This window comes from Enterobacter sp. 50588862, from assembly GCF_001462935.1.
Classification (GTDB): Bacteria; Pseudomonadota; Gammaproteobacteria; order Enterobacterales; family Enterobacteriaceae; genus Enterobacter; species Enterobacter bugandensis.
Map to the genome: position 1 here is coordinate 73,176 of NZ_LNHM01000049.1, position 19,492 is coordinate 92,667.

Annotated in this window: 16 protein-coding genes; 10 read left to right on the forward strand and 6 right to left on the reverse strand. The window is 55.1% G+C overall.

From position 1 onward, the window contains the following. The first annotated feature begins 12 nt into the window (after positions 1–12). The 6 genes from kdpC (at position 13) to potE (ending at position 8,096) form a co-directional block, all read left to right on the forward strand. Positions 13–588, forward strand: a complete 576-nt coding sequence (kdpC, locus tag APT89_RS22140) for a potassium-transporting ATPase subunit KdpC (RefSeq protein ID WP_060573614.1) — start codon at positions 13–15, stop codon at positions 586–588. Beyond that, positions 589–3,276 carry a two-component system sensor histidine kinase KdpD gene (kdpD, locus tag APT89_RS22145; protein WP_060573616.1) on the forward strand — a complete coding sequence of 896 codons (2,688 nt, stop codon included), beginning with the start codon at positions 589–591 and terminating at the stop codon, positions 3,274–3,276. It abuts the gene before it with no gap. Next, entirely contained in the window at positions 3,273–3,950 is a 678-nt protein-coding gene (gene kdpE, locus APT89_RS22150) for a two-component system response regulator KdpE (RefSeq protein WP_008501074.1), read from the forward strand. Before kdpD ends, kdpE begins: the two co-directional genes overlap by 4 nt. Positions 3,951–4,228: 278 nt before the next feature. Further along, positions 4,229–4,333, forward strand: coding sequence for a leader peptide SpeFL (gene speFL / locus APT89_RS23880; protein ID WP_003858645.1), 105 nt, complete (start codon positions 4,229–4,231; stop codon positions 4,331–4,333). A 254-nt stretch (positions 4,334–4,587) separates the two neighbouring features. After that, positions 4,588–6,786 carry an ornithine decarboxylase SpeF gene (gene speF, locus APT89_RS22155; protein WP_060573618.1) on the forward strand — a complete coding sequence of 733 codons (2,199 nt, stop codon included), beginning with the start codon at positions 4,588–4,590 and terminating at the stop codon, positions 6,784–6,786. Continuing rightward, positions 6,783–8,096, forward strand: coding sequence for a putrescine-ornithine antiporter (gene potE, locus APT89_RS22160; RefSeq protein ID WP_045630860.1), 1,314 nt, complete (start codon positions 6,783–6,785; stop codon positions 8,094–8,096). Before speF ends, potE begins: the two co-directional genes overlap by 4 nt. Before the next feature lie 104 nt (positions 8,097–8,200). On the opposite strand, the gene pgm is transcribed toward potE, so the two are convergent. Both pgm and seqA read right to left on the reverse strand, forming a co-directional pair. Continuing rightward, a complete protein-coding gene (pgm, locus tag APT89_RS22165) occupies positions 8,201–9,841 on the reverse strand; it encodes a phosphoglucomutase (alpha-D-glucose-1,6-bisphosphate-dependent) (protein WP_028012364.1) in 1,641 nt (546 codons plus the stop codon). Between the two features lie 24 nt (positions 9,842–9,865). After that, positions 9,866–10,414 (reverse strand): replication initiation negative regulator SeqA, encoded by a 549-nt coding sequence (gene seqA, locus APT89_RS24280; RefSeq protein WP_028012363.1) that lies wholly within the window; start codon positions 10,412–10,414, stop codon positions 9,866–9,868. Between the two features lie 183 nt (positions 10,415–10,597). Between seqA and ybfF the strand changes: the two genes are divergently transcribed. The 4 genes from ybfF to fur all read left to right on the forward strand — a co-directional run bounded on the left by ybfF (position 10,598) and on the right by fur (position 13,208). Further along, positions 10,598–11,371, forward strand: coding sequence for an esterase (gene ybfF / locus APT89_RS22175; protein WP_059355280.1), 774 nt, complete (start codon positions 10,598–10,600; stop codon positions 11,369–11,371). 128 nt (positions 11,372–11,499) lie between these two features. Continuing rightward, positions 11,500–11,787: a LexA regulated protein gene (ybfE, locus tag APT89_RS22180; protein ID WP_014883017.1), complete on the forward strand. Its 288-nt coding sequence runs from the start codon at positions 11,500–11,502 to the stop codon at positions 11,785–11,787. A 155-nt stretch (positions 11,788–11,942) separates the two neighbouring features. After that, on the forward strand, positions 11,943–12,473 hold the full coding sequence (fldA, locus tag APT89_RS22185; RefSeq protein WP_008501067.1) for a flavodoxin FldA: 531 nt from the start codon (positions 11,943–11,945) through the stop codon (positions 12,471–12,473). Between the two features lie 288 nt (positions 12,474–12,761). After that, positions 12,762–13,208 (forward strand): ferric iron uptake transcriptional regulator, encoded by a 447-nt coding sequence (gene fur, locus APT89_RS22190; protein WP_028012361.1) that lies wholly within the window; start codon positions 12,762–12,764, stop codon positions 13,206–13,208. A gap of 91 nt (positions 13,209–13,299) precedes the next feature. On the opposite strand, the gene chiQ is transcribed toward fur, so the two are convergent. From chiQ to nagE, 4 genes are all read right to left on the reverse strand, one after another. Then, positions 13,300–13,626 carry a ChiQ/YbfN family lipoprotein gene (chiQ, locus tag APT89_RS22195; RefSeq protein WP_041912040.1) on the reverse strand — a complete coding sequence of 109 codons (327 nt, stop codon included), beginning with the start codon at positions 13,624–13,626 and terminating at the stop codon, positions 13,300–13,302. Between the two features lie 47 nt (positions 13,627–13,673). Further along, on the reverse strand, positions 13,674–15,071 hold the full coding sequence (gene chiP / locus APT89_RS22200) for a chitoporin ChiP (RefSeq protein ID WP_028012359.1): 1,398 nt from the start codon (positions 15,069–15,071) through the stop codon (positions 13,674–13,676). Between the two features lie 447 nt (positions 15,072–15,518). Then, a complete protein-coding gene (gene glnS / locus APT89_RS22205) occupies positions 15,519–17,186 on the reverse strand; it encodes a glutamine--tRNA ligase (protein WP_041910779.1) in 1,668 nt (555 codons plus the stop codon). Positions 17,187–17,365: 179 nt separating this feature from the next. Then, positions 17,366–19,318, reverse strand: coding sequence for a PTS N-acetyl glucosamine transporter subunit IIABC (gene nagE / locus APT89_RS22210; protein ID WP_028012357.1), 1,953 nt, complete (start codon positions 19,316–19,318; stop codon positions 17,366–17,368). Positions 19,319–19,492 lie beyond the last annotated feature (174 nt).

The following is a 19,492-nucleotide window of genomic DNA, read 5'->3' on the forward strand; positions in this document are numbered from 1 at the left end:
AAGGTGAATCAAATGACGATGTTACGCCCCGCTATACTTTTGTTTATTCTGCTGTCTCTCATTACCGGCGGGCTGTACCCGCTGGTAACCACCGCGCTGGGCCAGTGGTGGTTTAAGGATCAGGCCAACGGCTCGCTGATTATACAAAACGGCGAAAACCGCGGTTCACGCCTGATTGGTCAGAACTTTACGGATGCTCGCTACTTCCAGGGACGCCCTTCCGCCACTGCCGAAAGCCCGTATAATCCGATGGCATCCGGCGGCAGTAACCTGGCGGGCAGCAACCCGGAGCTGGACAAAGCCGTCTCTGAACGCGTGGCAACCCTGCGTGCCGCCAATCCTCAGGCCAGCCGCGAGGTGCCCGTAGAGCTGGTGACCGCCTCGGCCAGCGGGCTGGACTACAGCCTGACGCCGGCAGCGGTGGCCTGGCAGATCCCGCGCGTCGCCGCCGCCCGTCAGTTGACCGTGGAACAGGTGAGCAAGCTGGTGGCAGAGCACACGCAAAAGCCGCTGGTCAACTTCATCGGCATGCCCGTGGTAAATATTGTTGAGCTGAATCTGGCGCTGGACGCGCTAAGGAAAAACTAAATGACCGACGAGCCCATGCGCCCGGATCCGGACAGGCTGCTTGAACAGACGGCTGAAGCCCATCGCGGCAAACTGAAAATTTTCTTTGGCGCCTGCGCAGGCGTCGGGAAAACCTTCGCCATGCTGACGGAAGCCCAGCGGCTTCGGGCGCAGGGGCTCGATATTCTGATCGGCGTGGTTGAAACCCACGGACGTAAAGAGACAGCATCACTGCTGAAGGGGCTGGCTACCCAGCCGCCCCGCCGCATCAGCCATCGCGGTCGGTTAGTCACTGAATTCGATCTCGATGCCGCCCTCGCCCGCCGTCCCGCGCTTATCCTGATGGACGAACTGGCGCACAGCAATGCGCCAGGCTCACGCCATCCCAAACGCTGGCAGGATGTTGAAGAGCTGCTCGAGGCCGGCATTGATGTGTTCACGACGGTTAACGTTCAGCATCTTGAAAGTCTGAACGACGTAGTCAGCGGCGTGACCGGCATTCAGGTGCGCGAGACGGTGCCCGACCCGTTCTTTGATTCTGCCGATGAGGTGGTGCTGGTTGACCTGCCTCCTGACGATTTGCGCCAGCGCCTGCACGAAGGAAAGGTTTATATTGCCGGCCAGGCCGAGCGCGCCATCGAACATTTCTTCCGCAAAGGTAACCTGATTGCCCTGCGCGAGCTGGCCCTGCGGCGTACTGCCGATCGCGTTGACGATCAGATGCGCGCCTGGCGCGACCTGCAGGGACAGGAGCGCGTCTGGCATACGCGGGATGCCATTCTGCTGTGCGTGGGGCACGGCAGCGGCAATGAAAAACTGGTCCGCACCGCTGCGCGCCTGGCGGCCAAATTTGGCAGCGTCTGGCATGCGGTGTATGTCGAAACGCCGCAGCTGCACGCTCTGCCCGAAAATCAGCGCCGCGCGATCCTGAGCTCGCTGCGCCTGGCGCAGGAGCTGGGTGCCGAAACCGCTACCCTTTCCGATCCGCAGGAAGATAAGGCCATTCTGCGCTACGCGCGGGAGCATAACCTGGGGAAAATTGTCATTGGCCGCCGCCAGCATCGCCGCTGGTTTAGCCGCGAATCCTTTGCCGACAAGCTGGCCCGCCGCGCGCCGGATCTGGACCTGGTGATCGTGGCGCTGGATGATAAACCTGCTCCCCTCCCCAGCCGCGCGCCGGACAGCCGGGCCTTCAGCGATAAATGGCGCATTCAGCTCCGCGGCTGTTTTGTCGCCGTCGTGCTCTGCGCCCTGATCACTATAATCGCCAGCAAATGGCTGATTGCCTTCGACGCGGCCAACCTGGTGATGATCTACCTGCTGGGCGTGGTAGTGGTGGCGCTCTTTTACGGACGCTGGCCGTCGGTACTGGCGACGGTTATTAACGTCATCAGCTTCGATCTGTTCTTTATTGCCCCCCGCGGGACGCTCGCCGTCTCGGACGTACAGTACATCCTCACCTTCGCCGTGATGCTTACCGTCGGGCTGGTGATCGGGAACTTAACGGCTGGCGTGCGCTACCAGGCGCGTATCGCCCGCTATCGCGAACAGCGCACGCGGCATCTTTATGAGATGTCGAAATCGCTGGCGGTAGGCCGCACGCCGCTGGATATTGTGCAGACCAGCGAGCAGTTTATTCGCTCGACCTTTCATGCCAGCAACCTGATTTTACTCCCGGACGATCACGGCAAGCTGCGCCCGCTGACGTCGGCCTCGGGCATGACGCCCTGGGACGAAGCCATCGCCCGCTGGAGCTTTGATAAAGGGCTACCGGCGGGTGCAGGGACCGACACCCTGCCCGGCGTGCCCTATCAAATTCTGCCCCTGCGCAGCGCCGATAAAAACCTGGGGCTGGTTATCGTGGAGCCCTCCAATCTGCGCCAGCTGATGATCCCCGAACAGCAGCGACTGCTGGAGACCTTTACGCTGCTTGTTGCCAGCGCGCTGGAACGGCTGGCCCTCACCGCCAGCGAAGAGCAGGCCCGGCTGGCAAGCGAGCGCGAAAGCATCCGTAACTCGCTCCTGGCGGCGCTGTCTCACGACCTGCGCACACCTCTTACCGTCCTGTTTGGCCAGTCGGAAATCCTGACGCTGGACCTGGCAGCAGAAGGTTCAAAACACGCCATGCAGGCCAGCGAAATCCGTCAGCACGTGCTCAATACCACGCGCCTGGTGAATAACCTGCTCGATATGGCGCGGATCCAGTCGGGCGGTTTTAACCTCAAAAAAGAGTGGCTCACGCTTGAAGAGGTGGTGGGCAGCGCGCTGAAAATGCTCGAACCCGGCCTCGGTGGGCGGCATATTGCGCTGAACATGCCCGAGCCCCTGACGTTAATTCACGTCGACGGTCCGCTTTTTGAACGAGTGTTGATTAACCTGCTGGAAAACGCCGGCAAATATGCAGGTGCCAGCGCCCGGATTGGGGTGGATGCGACGGTGGACGACGACACGCTTCGTCTTGACGTCTGGGATACCGGGCCGGGCATTCCTGCCGGACAGGAGATGGCTATTTTCGAAAAATTCGCACGCGGCAATAAAGAATCTGCCATCCCGGGCGTGGGGCTGGGGCTGGCGATTTGTCAGGCAATAATTGATGTTCATGGCGGAACCATTTTCGCGGAGAATCGTCCGGAAGGCGGCGCGCGTTTTTGTGTTACACTTCCTCTGGAAACCCCGCCGGAACTGAATGAATTACCAGAGGATTTGTGATCAACGTTCTGATTGTTGAAGATGAGATCGCCATTAGCCGGTTTCTGCGCGCAGCGCTGGAAGGCGATGGTCTGCGCGTTCATGATGCGGGTACGCTTCAGCGGGGGTTAATTGAAGCCGCAACCCGCAAGCCGGACCTGGTGATCCTCGATCTTGGCCTGCCGGACGGTGACGGCATCGATTTTATCCGCGAGGTACGTCAGTGGAGCCAGATGCCGATTCTGGTGCTCTCCGCCCGTACTGAAGAGACGGATAAAATCGCCGCGCTGGATGCCGGGGCGGACGACTATCTGATAAAACCTTTTGGTATCGGCGAGCTACAGGCTCGCCTGCGCGTGGCCCTGCGCCGCCATAGCGCAACCACGCCTGCTGACCCAACCTACACGTTTGGGGATATCCGGGTTGATCTGGCCGCGCGACGTATTGTGCGCGGTGAAGAAGAAATCCATCTCACGCCAATCGAGTTTCGCCTGCTCGCCGTGCTGCTTAATAATCACGGTAAAGTACTCACCCAGCGCCAGCTGTTAAGTCAGGTGTGGGGACCCAACGCGGTGGAGCATAGTCACTATTTACGCATATATATGGGACATCTTCGCCAGAAACTTGAAGTTGACCCCGCGCGCCCCCGTCATTTATTAACTGAAACCGGTATCGGTTATCGGTTTATGCTTTGAATAACTATTCAATTTATTTTTAAATAAAAACGAAAACTCTCAGAAAATATTTCACAAATATCCCAACCGTTATTTTTTTGATTATTTACGCTCACATCAAACATTCACAACACAATCTATTAACGCGACACTAACAATTCAGAATTTTGATCTGCATTATTCATCAAAAACGACTAATTATTTCTGAAATGATCGGTTAATGGTGATCTGCTTCACGGTTAATCGCCTTTGCCTGGATAAAATGACCATGCTTTCAATTACTGAAAGGAAAATGAAACATGGAAAACAACAATCGCTTAATGCCCCATATAAGGCGGACAACGCATATTATGATGTTTGCCCACCGAAACTGCTTTGACTTTCATCTCTTTAATGCCCGGTAGTCCTTCGACTTCTGGCGCACTCGCTTACAGGTTATCCTGAAAAACCTTAGCTTACAGGCAATTGCCTGTAAACTCGTGCGCTCATTCATCTTGATTCAGACTCATCCGCACCGGGCGGACTGAATTTCAATCATCAAAAAAGCAATTCACTGATTTTAATCAGCGGCTACCCATTGCTTTTTTTCCGGAAAATTATCGATTTCTTTCTTGCAAGAAATCGAGGGACGCTTATTACCTAAAATAAAGAGAGAAAGATGAAAAATTTAAAAATCGCAGCCAGCCGTGCATGTCCGGACTGCTTTACTACCCAGCGTGAAGTGGTGGATGTCCGCGCTTCTGATTATATTGATGTTGCCGCCATTGTTCTGGCGGTCACGGATATTGCCAGCGGTATCCTGGAAGAAATAGAAGCTACCGGTTTTGGCATTCCCGTATTTGTGGCGACGCACAAAGAAGAGCTCATCCCGGCAGATTATTTATCGCGCATTCACGGCGTATTTGAGCATTCAGACACCAGCAAAGACTTTTATGGACGCCAGCTGGAAGCGGCCGCGCAGAAGTATGAAACCCAGCTGCGCCCGCCGTTTTTCCGCGCCCTTGTCGACTACGTGAAGCAGGGCAACAGCGCGTTTGACTGCCCGGGGCATCAGGGCGGGCAGTTTTTCCGCCGTCATCCTGCCGGCAATCAGTTTGTCGATTTCTTTGGCGAGACGCTTTTCCGCTCCGATCTGTGCAACGCCGACGTTGCGATGGGGGATCTGCTGATCCACGAAGGCGCACCGTGCATTGCCCAGCATCATGCGGCAAAAGTCTTTAACGCCGATAAGACCTACTTCGTGCTGAATGGCACCTCGTCGTCCAACAAAGTGGTGTTGAACGCCCTGCTCACCCCAGGCGACCTGGTGCTGTTCGACCGTAACAACCACAAGTCTAACCACCACGGTGCCCTCCTTCAGGCTGGGGCAACGCCGGTCTATCTGGAAACCGCGCGCAACCCGTACGGCTTCATCGGCGGCATTGACGCGCACTGCTTTGAGGAGAGCTACCTGCGTGAACGGGTGGCAGAGGTGGCGCCTGGCCGTGCACGCGATGCGCGTCCGTTCCGCCTGGCGGTGATCCAGCTGGGCACCTACGATGGCACCATCTACAACGCCCGTCAGGTGGTGGATAAGATTGGGCACCTGTGCGACTACATCCTGTTTGACTCGGCCTGGGTGGGTTACGAGCAGTTTATTCCGATGATGGCCGACTGCTCGCCGCTGCTGCTGGAGCTGAACGAAAACGATCCGGGGATTCTGGTCACCCAGTCCGTGCATAAACAGCAGGCTGGCTTCTCGCAGACCTCGCAAATTCACAAGAAGGACAGCCACATCAAAGGCCAGCAACGCTATGTCCCACATAAGCGGCTCAACAATGCCTTTATGATGCACGCCTCCACCAGCCCGTTTTATCCGCTGTTTGCCGCGCTGGACATTAACGCCCGCATGCATGAGGGGCAAAGCGGCCGCAACATGTGGATGGACTGCGTGGTGACGGGCATTGAGGCGCGCAAGCTGATCCTGGAGAACTGCCGATTTATTCGTCCATTTGTGCCCGAGACGGTGGATGGCCGCGCGTGGGAAAGCTGGGACACGGCAGAGATTGCAACCGATCTGCGCTTCTTCCATTTCGTACCGGGTGAACGCTGGCACGCTTTTGATGGCTACGCTGAGCATCAGTATTTTATCGACCCGTGCAAGCTCCTCCTGACTACGCCGGGCATTAACGCCCGCACCGGGGAGTATGACGACTTCGGCGTGCCCGCCACCATTCTCGCCAACTTCCTGCGTGAAAACGGCATCGTGCCGGAAAAATGCGATCTCAACTCGATCCTGTTCCTGCTCACCCCTGCGGAGGACATGGGCAAGCTGCAGCAGCTGGTCGGCCAGCTGGTGCGCTTCGAAAAACTGCTTGAGAGCGATGTGCCGCTGAAAGACGTCCTGCCCTCCCTCTACAAACAGCATCCGGAACGTTACGCGGGTTACACCCTGCGCCAGATCTGCCAGGAGATGCACGACCTGTACGCCCGACATAACGTGAAGCAGCTGCAAAAAGAGATGTTCCGCAAGTCTCACTTCCCGCACGTGATGATGAACCCGCAAGAGGCGAACTACGCCTACCTGCGCGGTGAGGTCGAGCTGGTCTCCCTGCGCGACGCGGAAGGCCGCATCGCCGCCGAAGGTGCGCTCCCTTACCCACCGGGGGTACTGTGCGTGGTTCCAGGGGAAGTCTGGGGCGGTTCCGTGCTGCGCTACTTTGCCGCGCTGGAAGAAGGCATCAACTTGCTGCCGGGCTTCGCGCCGGAGCTGCAGGGCGTGTACGTCGAGGAGTGTGACGGTCGCAAACAGGTTCGCTGCTACGTCATCAAACAATCCGCTGCTCAGCCAACGCTGCTGAAAGGAGAAAAATTATGAGCAAGTCCAATAAGATGGGCGTGGTGCAGCTGACTATCCTCACCATGGTTAACATGATGGGCTCCGGGATTATCATGCTGCCCACCAAGCTTGCCGAGGTGGGGACCATCTCGATCATCTCCTGGCTGGTGACGGCTGTCGGATCGATGGCGCTGGCGTGGGCGTTTGCCAAGTGCGGGATGTTCAGCCGCAAGTCAGGCGGCATGGGCGGCTATGCCGAGTACGCCTTCGGCAAGTCCGGCAACTTTATGGCGAACTATACCTATGGGGTGTCGCTGCTGATCGCCAACGTGGCGATTGCCATCTCCGCCGTGGGCTACGGTACGGAGCTGTTTGGCGCGACGCTCAGCCCGGTGCAAATTGGGCTGGCAACCATCGGCGTGCTGTGGATCTGTACCGTCGCCAACTTTGGCGGCGCGCGCATCACCGGACAGCTCAGCAGCATTACCGTCTGGGGCGTGATCATCCCGGTGGTCGGCCTGTGCATCATCGGCTGGTTCTGGTTTAGCCCGACGCTGTACGCCAACTCCTGGAACCCGCACCATGTGCCGTTCTTCACCGCCGTGGGCTCGTCTATCGCCATGACGCTCTGGGCTTTCCTGGGCCTGGAATCCGCCTGCGCAAATGCGGAAGTGGTGGAAAATCCGGAGAAGAACGTGCCGATTGCGGTTCTCGGCGGGACGCTGGGCGCGGCGGTGATCTATATCGTTTCAACCAACGTGATAGCGGGGATCGTGCCAAACATGGATCTGGCTAACTCCACGGCACCGTTCGGACTGGCCTTTGCGCAGATGTTCACCCCGGAAGTCGGGAAAGTGATCATGGGGTTGATGGTGATGTCCTGCTGCGGATCGCTGCTTGGCTGGCAGTTCACCATTGCACAGGTTTTTAAATCTTCGGCAGATGAAGGCTATTTCCCGAAAATCTTCTCCCGCGTGACCAAAGCCGATGCGCCGGTGCAGGGTATGCTGGCAATTGTCATCTTCCAGAGCGGATTATCGCTAATGACCATCAGCCCGTCGCTGAACAGCCAGTTCAACGTGCTGGTCAACCTGGCGGTGGTGACGAACATCATCCCGTATATTCTGTCGATGGCGGCGCTGGCGATCATTCAGAAGGTGGCGAAGGTGGATCCGCACAAAGCGCGAGTAGCGAATATCGTGGCGCTGGTTGGGGCGATATACAGCTTCTATGCGCTCTACTCGTCCGGACAGGAGGCGATGCTGTACGGGGCGATAGTGACCTTCATGGGCTGGACGCTGTACGGTCTGGTGTCGCCGAGATTTGAATTGAAGAACAAACACAGTTAGGTAAAAGCAAAACGGCAACCCTGAGGTTGCCGTTTTTAGTGTTTTCTCCCTCTCCCCGCGGGAGAGGGCCGGGGTGAGGGCATCAGCCCGCACCAGAACACGACTTATGCGTTTTTCAGCACTTCGCTGACAATCTCTACCGCTTCTTTCTCAATCTGCTGGCGATGCTCAGCGCCGAGGAAGCTTTCGCAATAGATCTTGTACGCATCTTCCGTACCGGACGGACGCGCGGCAAACCAGCCATTTTCGGTCATCACTTTCAGGCCGCCGATAGACGCACCGTTACCCGGTGCCGCCGTCAGACGCGCGGTGATCGGATCGCCTGCCAGGGTGCTTGCGCTGACCATCTCCGGAGAGAGTTTGGACAGAGCCGCTTTCTGGGCAGAGGTCGCGCCAGCCTGAATACGGTTATAGCTTGGTGCACCAAAGCGTGCAGCCAGCTCGTTGTAGTGTTCCTGCGGATTCTTGCCGGTAACCGCGGTAATCTCCGCCGCCAGCAGGCACATGATGATGCCGTCTTTATCGGTTGACCACGGGGTGCCGTCGAAACGCAGGAAGGACGCGCCTGCGCTCTCTTCGCCGCCGAAGCCAAAGCTGCCGTCGTGCAGACCGTCAACGAACCACTTGAAGCCCACCGGCACTTCCACCAGCTTGCGGCCCAGCGCGTCCACCACGCGGTCGATCATCGCAGAAGAGACCAGCGTTTTACCGACAGCCACCTCTTTGCCCCACTGCGGACGGTGCTGGAACAGGTAGTTGATCGCAACAGCCAGATAGTGGTTCGGGTTCATCAGCCCGGCAGGGGTGACGATGCCGTGACGGTCATAGTCCGGGTCGTTAGCAAACGCCAGGTCAAATTTATCGCGCAGCGCCAGCAGGCCCGCCATCGCACATTCGGAGGAGCAGTCCATACGGATCGCGCCGTCTTTGTCCAGGTGCATAAAGCGGAAGGTCTGATCGACGTGATCGTTCACGATGGTCAGATCCAGCTTGTAGTGCTCGGCGATGCGCTTCCAGTACTCAATACCGGAGCCGCCCAGCGGATCCACGCCCAGCTTCAGGCCAGCTTTCTGAATCGCCGCCATATCGACGATATCCGCCAGCCCTTCCACAAACGGCTGAACCAGATCCTGCTCTTTCACGTGGCCGGAGGCCATCGCCTCATCAAGAGAAATGCGTTTAACGCCTTTCAGACCGTCGGCCAGCAGCGCGTTTGCACGATCTTCCACCACTTTGGTGACGTTAGTGTCAGCCGGGCCGCCGTTAGGCGGGTTGTATTTTATACCACCGTCTTCCGGCGGGTTGTGGGATGGCGTGATGACGATACCGTCAGCCTGCGCGCCGCCTTTTTTGTTGTGCACAAGGATCGCGTTTGATACCGCCGGTGTTGGAGTAAACCCATTGTTCTCCTGAACAATCACGTCCACACCGTTCGCCGCCAGCACTTCCAGCACGGAAATAAACGCCGGTTCAGACAGCGCATGGGTATCTTTGCCCACGTAGCACGGACCGGTAACGCCGTTTTTAGCGCGCTCTTCCGCAATGGCCTGAGCAATGGCCAGAATGTGCGGTTCGTTAAAGCTGTGGCGCGCCGCGCTGCCGCGGTGACCAGATGTACCAAACTTCACTGCGTGTTCTGCGTTGCCCACGACCGGTTTCAGCACGTAATACTGCGCGGTCAGCTGAGCGACGTTAATCAAATCGCTTTGTTGTGCAGGTTGGCCTGCACGGCTGTGATTTGCCATTACCGGGTCCTTATGATGCAAGGGTTAAATTGTACCGCAAACCTTTTCAATCAATTCCGCCGGGAACTGCATGGACTGCATGATGTGTTCAATCATGCTGCACTTGCGGCCCGTATTGGTATTGGTGATCACCCAGTACGGAGTGCCAGGGACATGTTTAGGTTTGGTTTGATTGCCATTTTGCAGCAGCGTCTGCTCGTCGCCCGCGAAATAGACGCGGGTACGGCCGTGCAGCGACTCGGTCGCTTCAGCAAACGCTTTGTTATCCAGGGAGTAAAGTGTAGACAGCACCAGCATAAAACGGTTAACCGCCTTTTTCTGCTCCGCATATTCGTCGGAGAGCAGCAGTTCGCGCATCGCGCGCACTTTATCTTTCACCGGCGTCACGGCAGGTTTTGCTTGTGCAGCAACGCTCGGCTGAGACACGACATCTTTGGTAACTGGGGTGGCAGGCTGTGAAGCGGCGGAAATTTTAAGCATGCGCCGTAAAATGTCGGACGCGCTCTCCCCGATATGCCGCGTCTGGCTGGCAATATACTGATAGAGTTCGTCATCAACTTCGATTGTTTTCATCTTAATCCAGTGCGATATCTTATCTGAATACAAGTCATTGGGATTATAAGGTCAAATCCCAACAGCGGATAGCGTCAAACCAGGTTGGCGGCAAAAGTCAGATTAAACTGGAACCTTGCAGCCGGGCGGCAGAATGGTCAACATGATACCCTAACCTGACATACGTAAAAAAAGAACTTTGCCATGAAATTGAATACCCGAGCGCAAACTGCACAATCGCCGAACAATAATTCCCCCATCGTGCTGGTTCATGGACTTTTTGGCAGCCTGGATAACCTGGGCGTGCTGGCCCGCGATTTGGTTACCGATCACGATATTTTGCAGGTCGATATGCGCAACCACGGGCTTTCCGGCCGCTCAGACGAAATGACTTATGCGGCAATGGCGCAGGATCTGCTGGATACGCTGGACGCGCACAACCTGCAGAAGGTGACCCTCATCGGGCATTCAATGGGCGGTAAAGCGGTTATGGCGCTCACCGCGCTGGCGCCAGAGCGAATTTCCGGGCTTGTCGTGATTGACGTTGCGCCTGTGGATTACGACGTTCGCCGTCACGATGAGATTTTCGCGGCGATCAATGCCGTAACCGAAGCTGGCGTTTCCACTCGTCAGCAGGCGGCAGCGGTTATGCGTGAGCATCTTGATGAAGAAGGCGTGGTGCAGTTCCTTTTGAAGTCGTTTGTTGACGGGCAGTGGCGTTTTAACGTGCCAGTGCTGTGGGACCAGTACAACCACATCGTGGGCTGGGAAACCGTTCCCGCCTGGCCGCACCCTGCCCTCTTTATTCGCGGCGGTAACTCTCCTTATATTACCGACGCGTACCGGGACACGCTGCTGGCACAATTCCCGCAGGCGCGCGCCCACGTCATTGCCGGTGCCGGACACTGGGTGCATGCGGAAAAACCGGATGCTGTACTGCGCGCCATTCGCCGCTATCTCGCTGATACTGCAAATTGATTAAAAAGAGAGCGACTGGAAGATGACGGGCTTCCAGTCGTTGGCGTGCCGTTTTTGGTGATGTATGATGGCGCGCTTATCGCCCGGGCTTTAGCAGGGCGGCGTGTTTCCCCCGAAGTCTCATAATCATGGCCAAAGAACAAACGGACCGTACGACACTAGATCTGTTCGCGAATGAGCGTCGACCGGGACGACCGAAAACGAATCCGCTTTCGCGCGATGAACAGCTGCGTATCAATAAACGCAATCAGCTTAAACGCGATAAAAATCGTGGGCTTAAGCGTGTCGAACTGAAGCTCAACGCCGACGCGGTCGATGCGCTTAACGAGCTGGCAGAGGCGCGTAATATCAGCCGCAGCGAGCTTATTGAAGAGATGCTCATCGCCCAACTTGAGACGCTGCGCAGCCAGGCATAAGTCTGAAAAACCCCTTTATCGCCCTTTTCATGTAGCACAGAGTGCAGTCCTGCGCGATAGCGGTTTCCGCAGGGTTGCCAGTTCTGCTATTATTGCCCTTATCCGTGGCCGAATTGCGCCACCATACCATTAAGTTTCAAGAGGTTATTTTACTCATGGCAATCATCGGCATTTTCTTCGGCAGTGATACCGGCAATACCGAAAATATCGCAAAAAACATTCAGAAACAGCTCGGTAAAGACGTTGCTGATGTGCATGACATCGCCAAGAGCAGCAAAGAAGATCTCGAGGGCTATGACATTCTGCTGCTGGGTATTCCAACCTGGTACTATGGTGAAGCCCAGTGCGACTGGGACGATTTCTTCCCGACGCTGGAAGAGGTGGACTTCAACGGCAAGCTGGTTGCCCTGTTCGGTTGTGGCGATCAGGAAGATTACGCCGAGTACTTCTGTGATGCGCTGGGGACGATTCGCGACATCATTGAGCCTAATGGCGCGGTTATTGTGGGCCACTGGCCGACTGCCGGTTACCACTTCGAAGCCTCTAAAGGCCTGGCCGATGACGATCATTTTGTCGGACTTGCCATTGACGAAGACCGTCAGCCAGAACTGACCGCAGAGCGTGTAGAGAAGTGGGTTAAGCAGATCCGCGAAGAACTGCATCTGGACGATATTCTCAACGCCTGATTTTTTACGGCGCAACGCGGGTTGCGCCCCTTTTCCAGGTAAAACCGATTAAATTAATTGCTACAAACTTTTAACTTTTTCGCCCAGACCTGTACAATGTCTCCCTGGCAAAATGTGGTTTCCATTGAGCAAGTTTGTAGGTGATACCACGTTTTTATAAGCATACTTTGCCTGAGACTTGCAGTTTTCATTTAGGCATGGCAGTTCTATAATGAGACGCATTATCCCAGGTGCATTTTCTGTCACTTCCCAGAGAAGTGAATCGTTTAGCAACAGGACAGATTCCGCATGACTGACAACAATACCGCATTAAAGAAGGCTGGCCTGAAAGTAACGCTTCCTCGGTTAAAAATCCTGGAAGTGCTTCAGGGTCCAGACAATCACCATGTCAGTGCGGAAGACCTTTATAAACGTCTTATCGACATGGGTGAAGAGATTGGGCTGGCCACCGTATATCGCGTGCTGAACCAGTTTGATGACGCGGGCATTGTTACCCGTCATAATTTCGAAGGCGGTAAATCTGTATTCGAACTGACCCAGCAGCATCACCACGATCACCTGATCTGCCTCGATTGCGGCAAGGTCATTGAATTTAGCGATGATTCCATCGAAGCGCGTCAGCGTGAAATCGCAGCTCGTCATGGCATTCGCCTGACCAACCACAGCCTGTACCTTTACGGTCACTGCGCTGAAGGGGATTGCCGCGAGAATGAACACGCTCACGACACAAAATAAGTTAGCGTTCATACTCTGAGCCAGCCGTAAGGTTGGCTTTTTTTTGCCAGAAAAAAGCCCGGTGGCGCTGTGCTACCGGGCGTAAAGCAACTTACTTATTGTTATTGCGTATCTCGTTCCAGATCTTATCGCAACGCTTCGCCACTTCCTGATCGTTACCGGTTTTACGCGCCTGGATACAGGCCTGGTAATCCATCACGCGGACGTTCTCCTGCGTCGCGAACTGCTCGTGCGCTTTCTCTTTCTTCAGCACGTTCAGCACGCTCTGACAGGCTTCAATTTTCTCCGGCGATCCTTCCGCAGTATTAATGCAGGCGCTATACGCCTCCTTCAGACGGGCGTCCTCTTTCGGTGCCTGAGTCTGAACACACGCCACCAGCCCTGATGCCATCAGCGCGACGATTACGATTTTTTTCATCATATGCAGTCTCCAGACTGGCGGGACTCAGCCCGCCGGTGTGCTCATCAGAAGATGGTGAATGGGGCGATAACCATGAATTTGACGTCACGTTCATCCTGGAAGATGTTGCCGTAACCGCCCGCATAGCTTGGGATATCGGAGTGATTGTCATACTGCGTGAAGTGCAGCTTAAACATCGTGCCTTTCGCGCGGCCATCCTGCAGGGTGTAGATAGCATCCAGGCTGTAGGAGGACTCTTTCAGGCGATAGTTTGGATCGTAGTACGCATCCGGCGTCGCCATGTCTGCTGGTTTTGCATCCCAGGCGTAAGCGTAAGAAGCGCCCACCGCCCAGCCCGGCAGGTTCCAGTTTTTCAGGTCATACATGGCGCCGAAGAAGACCGCTTTCTCGCCGTCGGCGTTGAAGTCTGAGCGGTTATCCCACCAGATATCCAGACGACCGTTGGATGAGGCATAGGTCGGCGTCATACGCTGCAGGAAGTAGCCCTGCTGCCCTTCCGCCTTCACCCATGTGCCTTCCAGACGCAAATCAACCTGACCGACCTTATAGCCGAAGGTTAACGCCTGCAGCCACGCGGTGCCGTTATAAATGTCATTTACGCTGCCATCGCTGACCTTATCGCGCGTACCGTAGAACTGGTAGCTGGTGCTCAGCGGACTACCGGCGATATCAAATTTGTAGCTGGCTTTAGCAAAATACTGATCGATATAGCCTTCCGCCTGACCAAATGCGGCTTCCAGAACCAGATCGTTTTTGAAATCGTACTTCGCACCCAGCGAGTGGAGATAATCGACTTTGGTTTTCTTATCGTTCTGGTAGAACTTGTCCATCTCAATGTGCCACGGCGCTTTGTACTCGTTGGTCCACATATAGGAGAAGCTCAACGCACCTGCATCACCGTAGTCAAAATTAGCCCCGGCTTCTGCCCCCTGATAGGTACCAGGCATAAAGCTCCAGTGCGGCGCTAACAGCGTCTGGCCGGTTGGCTGAATATAGCCCCCACGCGCCCATACCGGGCCGTATTTGAATTTCGCTGCGGCCTTATAAAGGCTGATACCGCTTTTATCCCCTGACCAGTCTTCGTCATAGGCTTTATTGCTGGAGGAGAAGGCAATTTCGTTCGGGTGGCCGCTGTCGCCATTTTCAGCCATTTCAATCGCCGTAAACGCGGCAATATCCAGACCGAACATATCGGCGGCGTAGCCTGACTGGAAGTCCAGGTTGGCGTTCCAGGTGGAGTGAGAGAGGTTGGTTTTGTATTTATCTTCTGTGACATCTTTACGGTCACGTTCACGCTGCCAGTAATAAATACCGCCAGTGAGGGTAGAATCTTCGATGAAACCTGCTGCTTTTGCCTCTGGTGTCACCACCAGGCCCGACATTGCTGTCACACCGGCAATAGCCAGCGCCAGCGCACTACGTTTGCCACTGAACGTACGCATAGATTATTCCTCTTTGACGAATTAAAACGCCTTAAACGGCGAAAATATAAAAGACCAAAAGGCCAGGGGTAGTTATAAATACCCTCGAATTAACTACCGTCTTTAGGTTATTTTTCGCGACGCGAATTATCAATGCTTTTCAGTGGGCAAAAGTCAGGATTATGACGAAGTGCACATAATTGGTAGTGCTTTGTAACATTTGGCCGGATGCGAGGTATGGCGGGGGTAGAGCAGGTAATTTCGGCGTATCAGATCGTAATAAAACCCGTATTTGTCTTAATTCTCTTTTTTATGAAACAGACAAACTTTTTTTAGAAAAATAAGTAGCACCGCATTGACCAAAAATTTTAGCTGGCCTAATTACGGGCCTACTTTAACGATATGATCATTAAATAAAAAAACGCCGCTATAAGCGGCGTTTGTTTCTCATTGACCAGTGCAACGTTATTATTCGCCGATCTTGGTCCAGGTATCACGCAGACCTACGGTACGGTTAAATACCGGTTTTTCTGCCGTGCTGTAACGGCTGTCCAGGCAGAAGTAACCTTCACGCTCGAACTGGAACGCTTTGCCCGCTTCAGCGGCTTTCAGCGATGGCTCCGCATAACCCTGCTTGATCACCAGAGATTCAGGGTTGATGGTCGCCAGGAAGTCTTCCGCCGCACCCGGGTTAGGTACGCTAAACAGACGATCGTACAGACGAATTTCTACCGGCAGCGCGTGGGAAGCGCTCACCCAGTGGATCACGCCTTTCACCTTGCGGCCGTCTGCCGGATCTTTGCTCAGCGTCTCAGCATCGTACGAACAGAAGATGGTGGTAATGTTACCTTCAGCATCTTTCTCTACGCGCTCGGCTTTGATGACGTACGCGTTACGCAGACGAACTTCTTTACCCAACACCAGACGCTTGTACTGCTTATTGGCTTCTTCACGGAAGTCTGCACGGTCGATCCAGATCTCACCGCTGAACGGCACGTCGCGGCTTCCCATTTCCGGTTTATTCGGATGGTTAGGCATAGAGACCAGCTCGCTTCCACCCTGCGGGTAATTTTCAATCACCAGTTTCACCGGATCGATAACAGCCATCGCGCGCGGGGCGTTTTCGTTAAGATCTTCACGAATGCAGGATTCCAGAGACGCCATTTCGATGGTGTTGTCCTGCTTGGTCACGCCGATACGTTTGCAGAACTCACGAATAGAAGCGGCAGTGTAACCACGACGACGCAGGCCGGAGATGGTCGGCATGCGCGGGTCGTCCCAGCCTTCAACGTGCTTGTCGGTCACCAGCAGGTTCAGCTTACGCTTGGACATCACGGTGTATTCCAGATTCAGACGAGAGAACTCGTACTGACGCGGATGCACAGGAATGGTGATGTTATCCAGCACCCAGTCGTACAGACGACGGTTATCCTGGAACTCCAGCGTACACAGCGAGTGCGTAATGCCTTCCAGCGCATCGCTGATGCAGTGGGTGAAGTCGTACATCGGGTAGATGCACCACTTGTTGCCGGTCTGGTGGTGTTCTGCGAACTTAATGCGGTACAGCACCGGATCGCGCATCACGATAAACGGCGACGCCATATCGATTTTGGCACGCAGGCAAGCTTTACCTTCTTCGAAGCCACCGGCACGCATTTTTTCAAACAGCGCCAGGTTCTCTTCCACGCTGCGATCGCGGAACGGGCTGTTTTTGCCTGGTGCAGTCAGCGTACCGCGATACTCGCGGATTTCGTCCGCAGACAGCTCGTCAACGTATGCCAGACCTTTGTTGATCAGCTCCACCGCGTAGGCATACAGCTGATCAAAATAGTCAGAGGAGTAGCAGATATCGCCAGACCAGTTGAAGCCCAGCCATTGCACGTCGTTTTTAATGGACTCAACGTATTCGATGTCTTCTTTTACTGGGTTGGTGTCATCGAAACGCAGGTTGCACTGCCCCTGGTAGTCTTGCGCAATGCCAAAGTTCAGGCAGATCGATTTCGCGTGACCAATGTGCAGGTAGCCGTTCGGCTCCGGCGGGAAACGCGTATGTACCGTGGTGTGCTTACCACTGGCCAGATCTTCATCGATGATCTGACGAATAAAGTTACTCGGGCGGGCTTCTGCCTCACTCATCGTGGATTCCTCAAAGCGTAAACAACGTATAACGGCGTATGATCTTATAAGCCGGACGTAGTGACAACCCTTAGTTACGGAAAATACGTATCAGATGAAAATAATGGGGGCGTTTGCTGCAAAAAAAAGCGGCGGAGGATATCCCCCGCCGCTTAAGGCATGACTCTACTCAGGAGCGATTACTTGCCTTTAATCTCATACAGCGGTGTCTGACCCGCAACCACCTGACCTTTCGCCTGGAGTACCAGACCGCTAAAGTCGTCGATGTTGCTGCACACGACCGGACTAATCATCGAGCGCGCGTTGGCGTTCAGGAAGTCCAGATCCATTTCCAGAATCGGCTGACCTGCCACCACTTCAGCCCCCTCTTCCACCAGGCGAGTAAAGCCCTGACCGTTCAGCGCTACGGTATCGATCCCCATATGGACAACGATCTCCGCGCCTTTTTCGGTTTCGAGGCAGAACGCGTGGTTGGTGTTGAAGATTTTCACGATGGTGCCTGCCGCCGGAGACACAACGGTTTTATCCGTTGGTTTCACCGCCACACCGTCACCAACCGCTTTGCTGGCGAAGGCTTCATCAGGCACCTGCTCAAGGTCAACCACGTCACCCGTTACCGGAGAGACCAGCGCGGCCACCGTCACGGCGTTCGGCACGGCCTGCGGCTTAGCAACTGGCGCAGCCGTCGACGCAGGTGCGCTGTCGGCTGATGCGGCTGCGACCGGGCCACGGGCAACCACTTTCTTCATTTCGTCGCCAATGGATTCCGCTTTGGCGCCTACGATAACCTGGATAGTTTGTTTGTTCAGTTTAACCACGCCCGATGCACCAAGGCGTTTACACATTGCGTCGCTTACGCGCGCCGAGTCACCCACCGTCAGACGCAGACGGGTGATACAGGCATCAATCGCTTTCAGGTTGTCAGTCCCACCGACGGCAGCGATATAGCTGGTCGCCAGCTGAGTCAGACCCTCTTCGGTATTGCTGTTGGCTTCGTTGGTGACCACTTCGTCTTTGGTATCTTCGCGGCCTGGTGTTTTGAGGTTAAACATACGAATAACCGCAGTGAACAGCACGAAGTAGATGACGAAGAAGACCAGACCCATTACCACCAGCATCCAGACGTTCTTGCTTGCCGCCGGCAGGTTGTACATCAACACGTAGTCGATCGCGCCTGCAGAGAAAGAGAAGCCAGCATGGATGCCCAGCAGGGTCGCCACAAACAGGCTGATACCGGTAAGCACCGCATGCATGAGGTACAGCACCGGCGCCAGGAACATGAACAGGAATTCCAGCGGCTCGGTTACACCGGTCAGGAACGCGGTAATCGCAACGGACAGCAGCATGCCGCCAACCATTGGGCGACGCGCTTTTGGCGCAGCCAGGTACATTGCCAGTGCAGCGCCCGGCAGACCAAACATCATGATTGGGAAGAAGCCAGACATGAACATACCCGCGGTGCCGTCGCCCGCGTAGAAGCGGTTGATGTCGCCGTGGAATACGGTGCCCGCAGCATTGGTGAACTCACCAATCTGGAACCAGGCGATGGTGTTCAGCACCTGATGCAGACCGGTTGGGATCAGCAGACGGTTGATAAAGCCAAAGATACCTGAGCCCACAGCACCTGCTGAAACAATCCACTCGCCGCCCGCATGAATAGCATGCTGCACCGGCGGCCAGACGTAGCCAAAGATAGCTGCCAGGATCAGACAGAAAAAGCCCGTCGCAATTGGCACAAAACGTTTACCGCCGAAGAAGCTCAGGAAGTCAGGCAGTTTGATACCCGCCCAGCGGTTGTACACGGCACCACCGACCAGACCGGTAATGATACCCGCCAGTACACCCATGTTGATTTCCGGGTTGATGGTTACCATCGCTTTCGTGAGGATGAAGTAACCTACCGCCCCTGCCAGTGCCGCAGCACCGGCGCTGTCTTTTGACCAGCTTGACGCCACGCCGATGGCGAAAATCAGCGCAAGGTTGTCAAAAATGGCGCCGCCTGCCTGGGCAATAAACGGCACGTTAAGAAGATCGGGTTGCCCAAATCGCAGCAGCAACGCTGCAACCGGTAGCACGGCGATAGGGAGCTGCAAAGCCCTACCGAGGCGCTGGAAAAAACCTAAAATATTCATCCTATTCCCCCTACGAGACCCATTATTAAGACTCGCGCATAAACTATGTTTTTATTGTGTCACGAACGATTGATACAGTTGATGATTCACTGGCAGTCTGAGTGTGTGAAAAATTAATTCGTATCGCAAATTAAACACCTATTTTTTGTGATTATTGTCACCAAATATCGTATT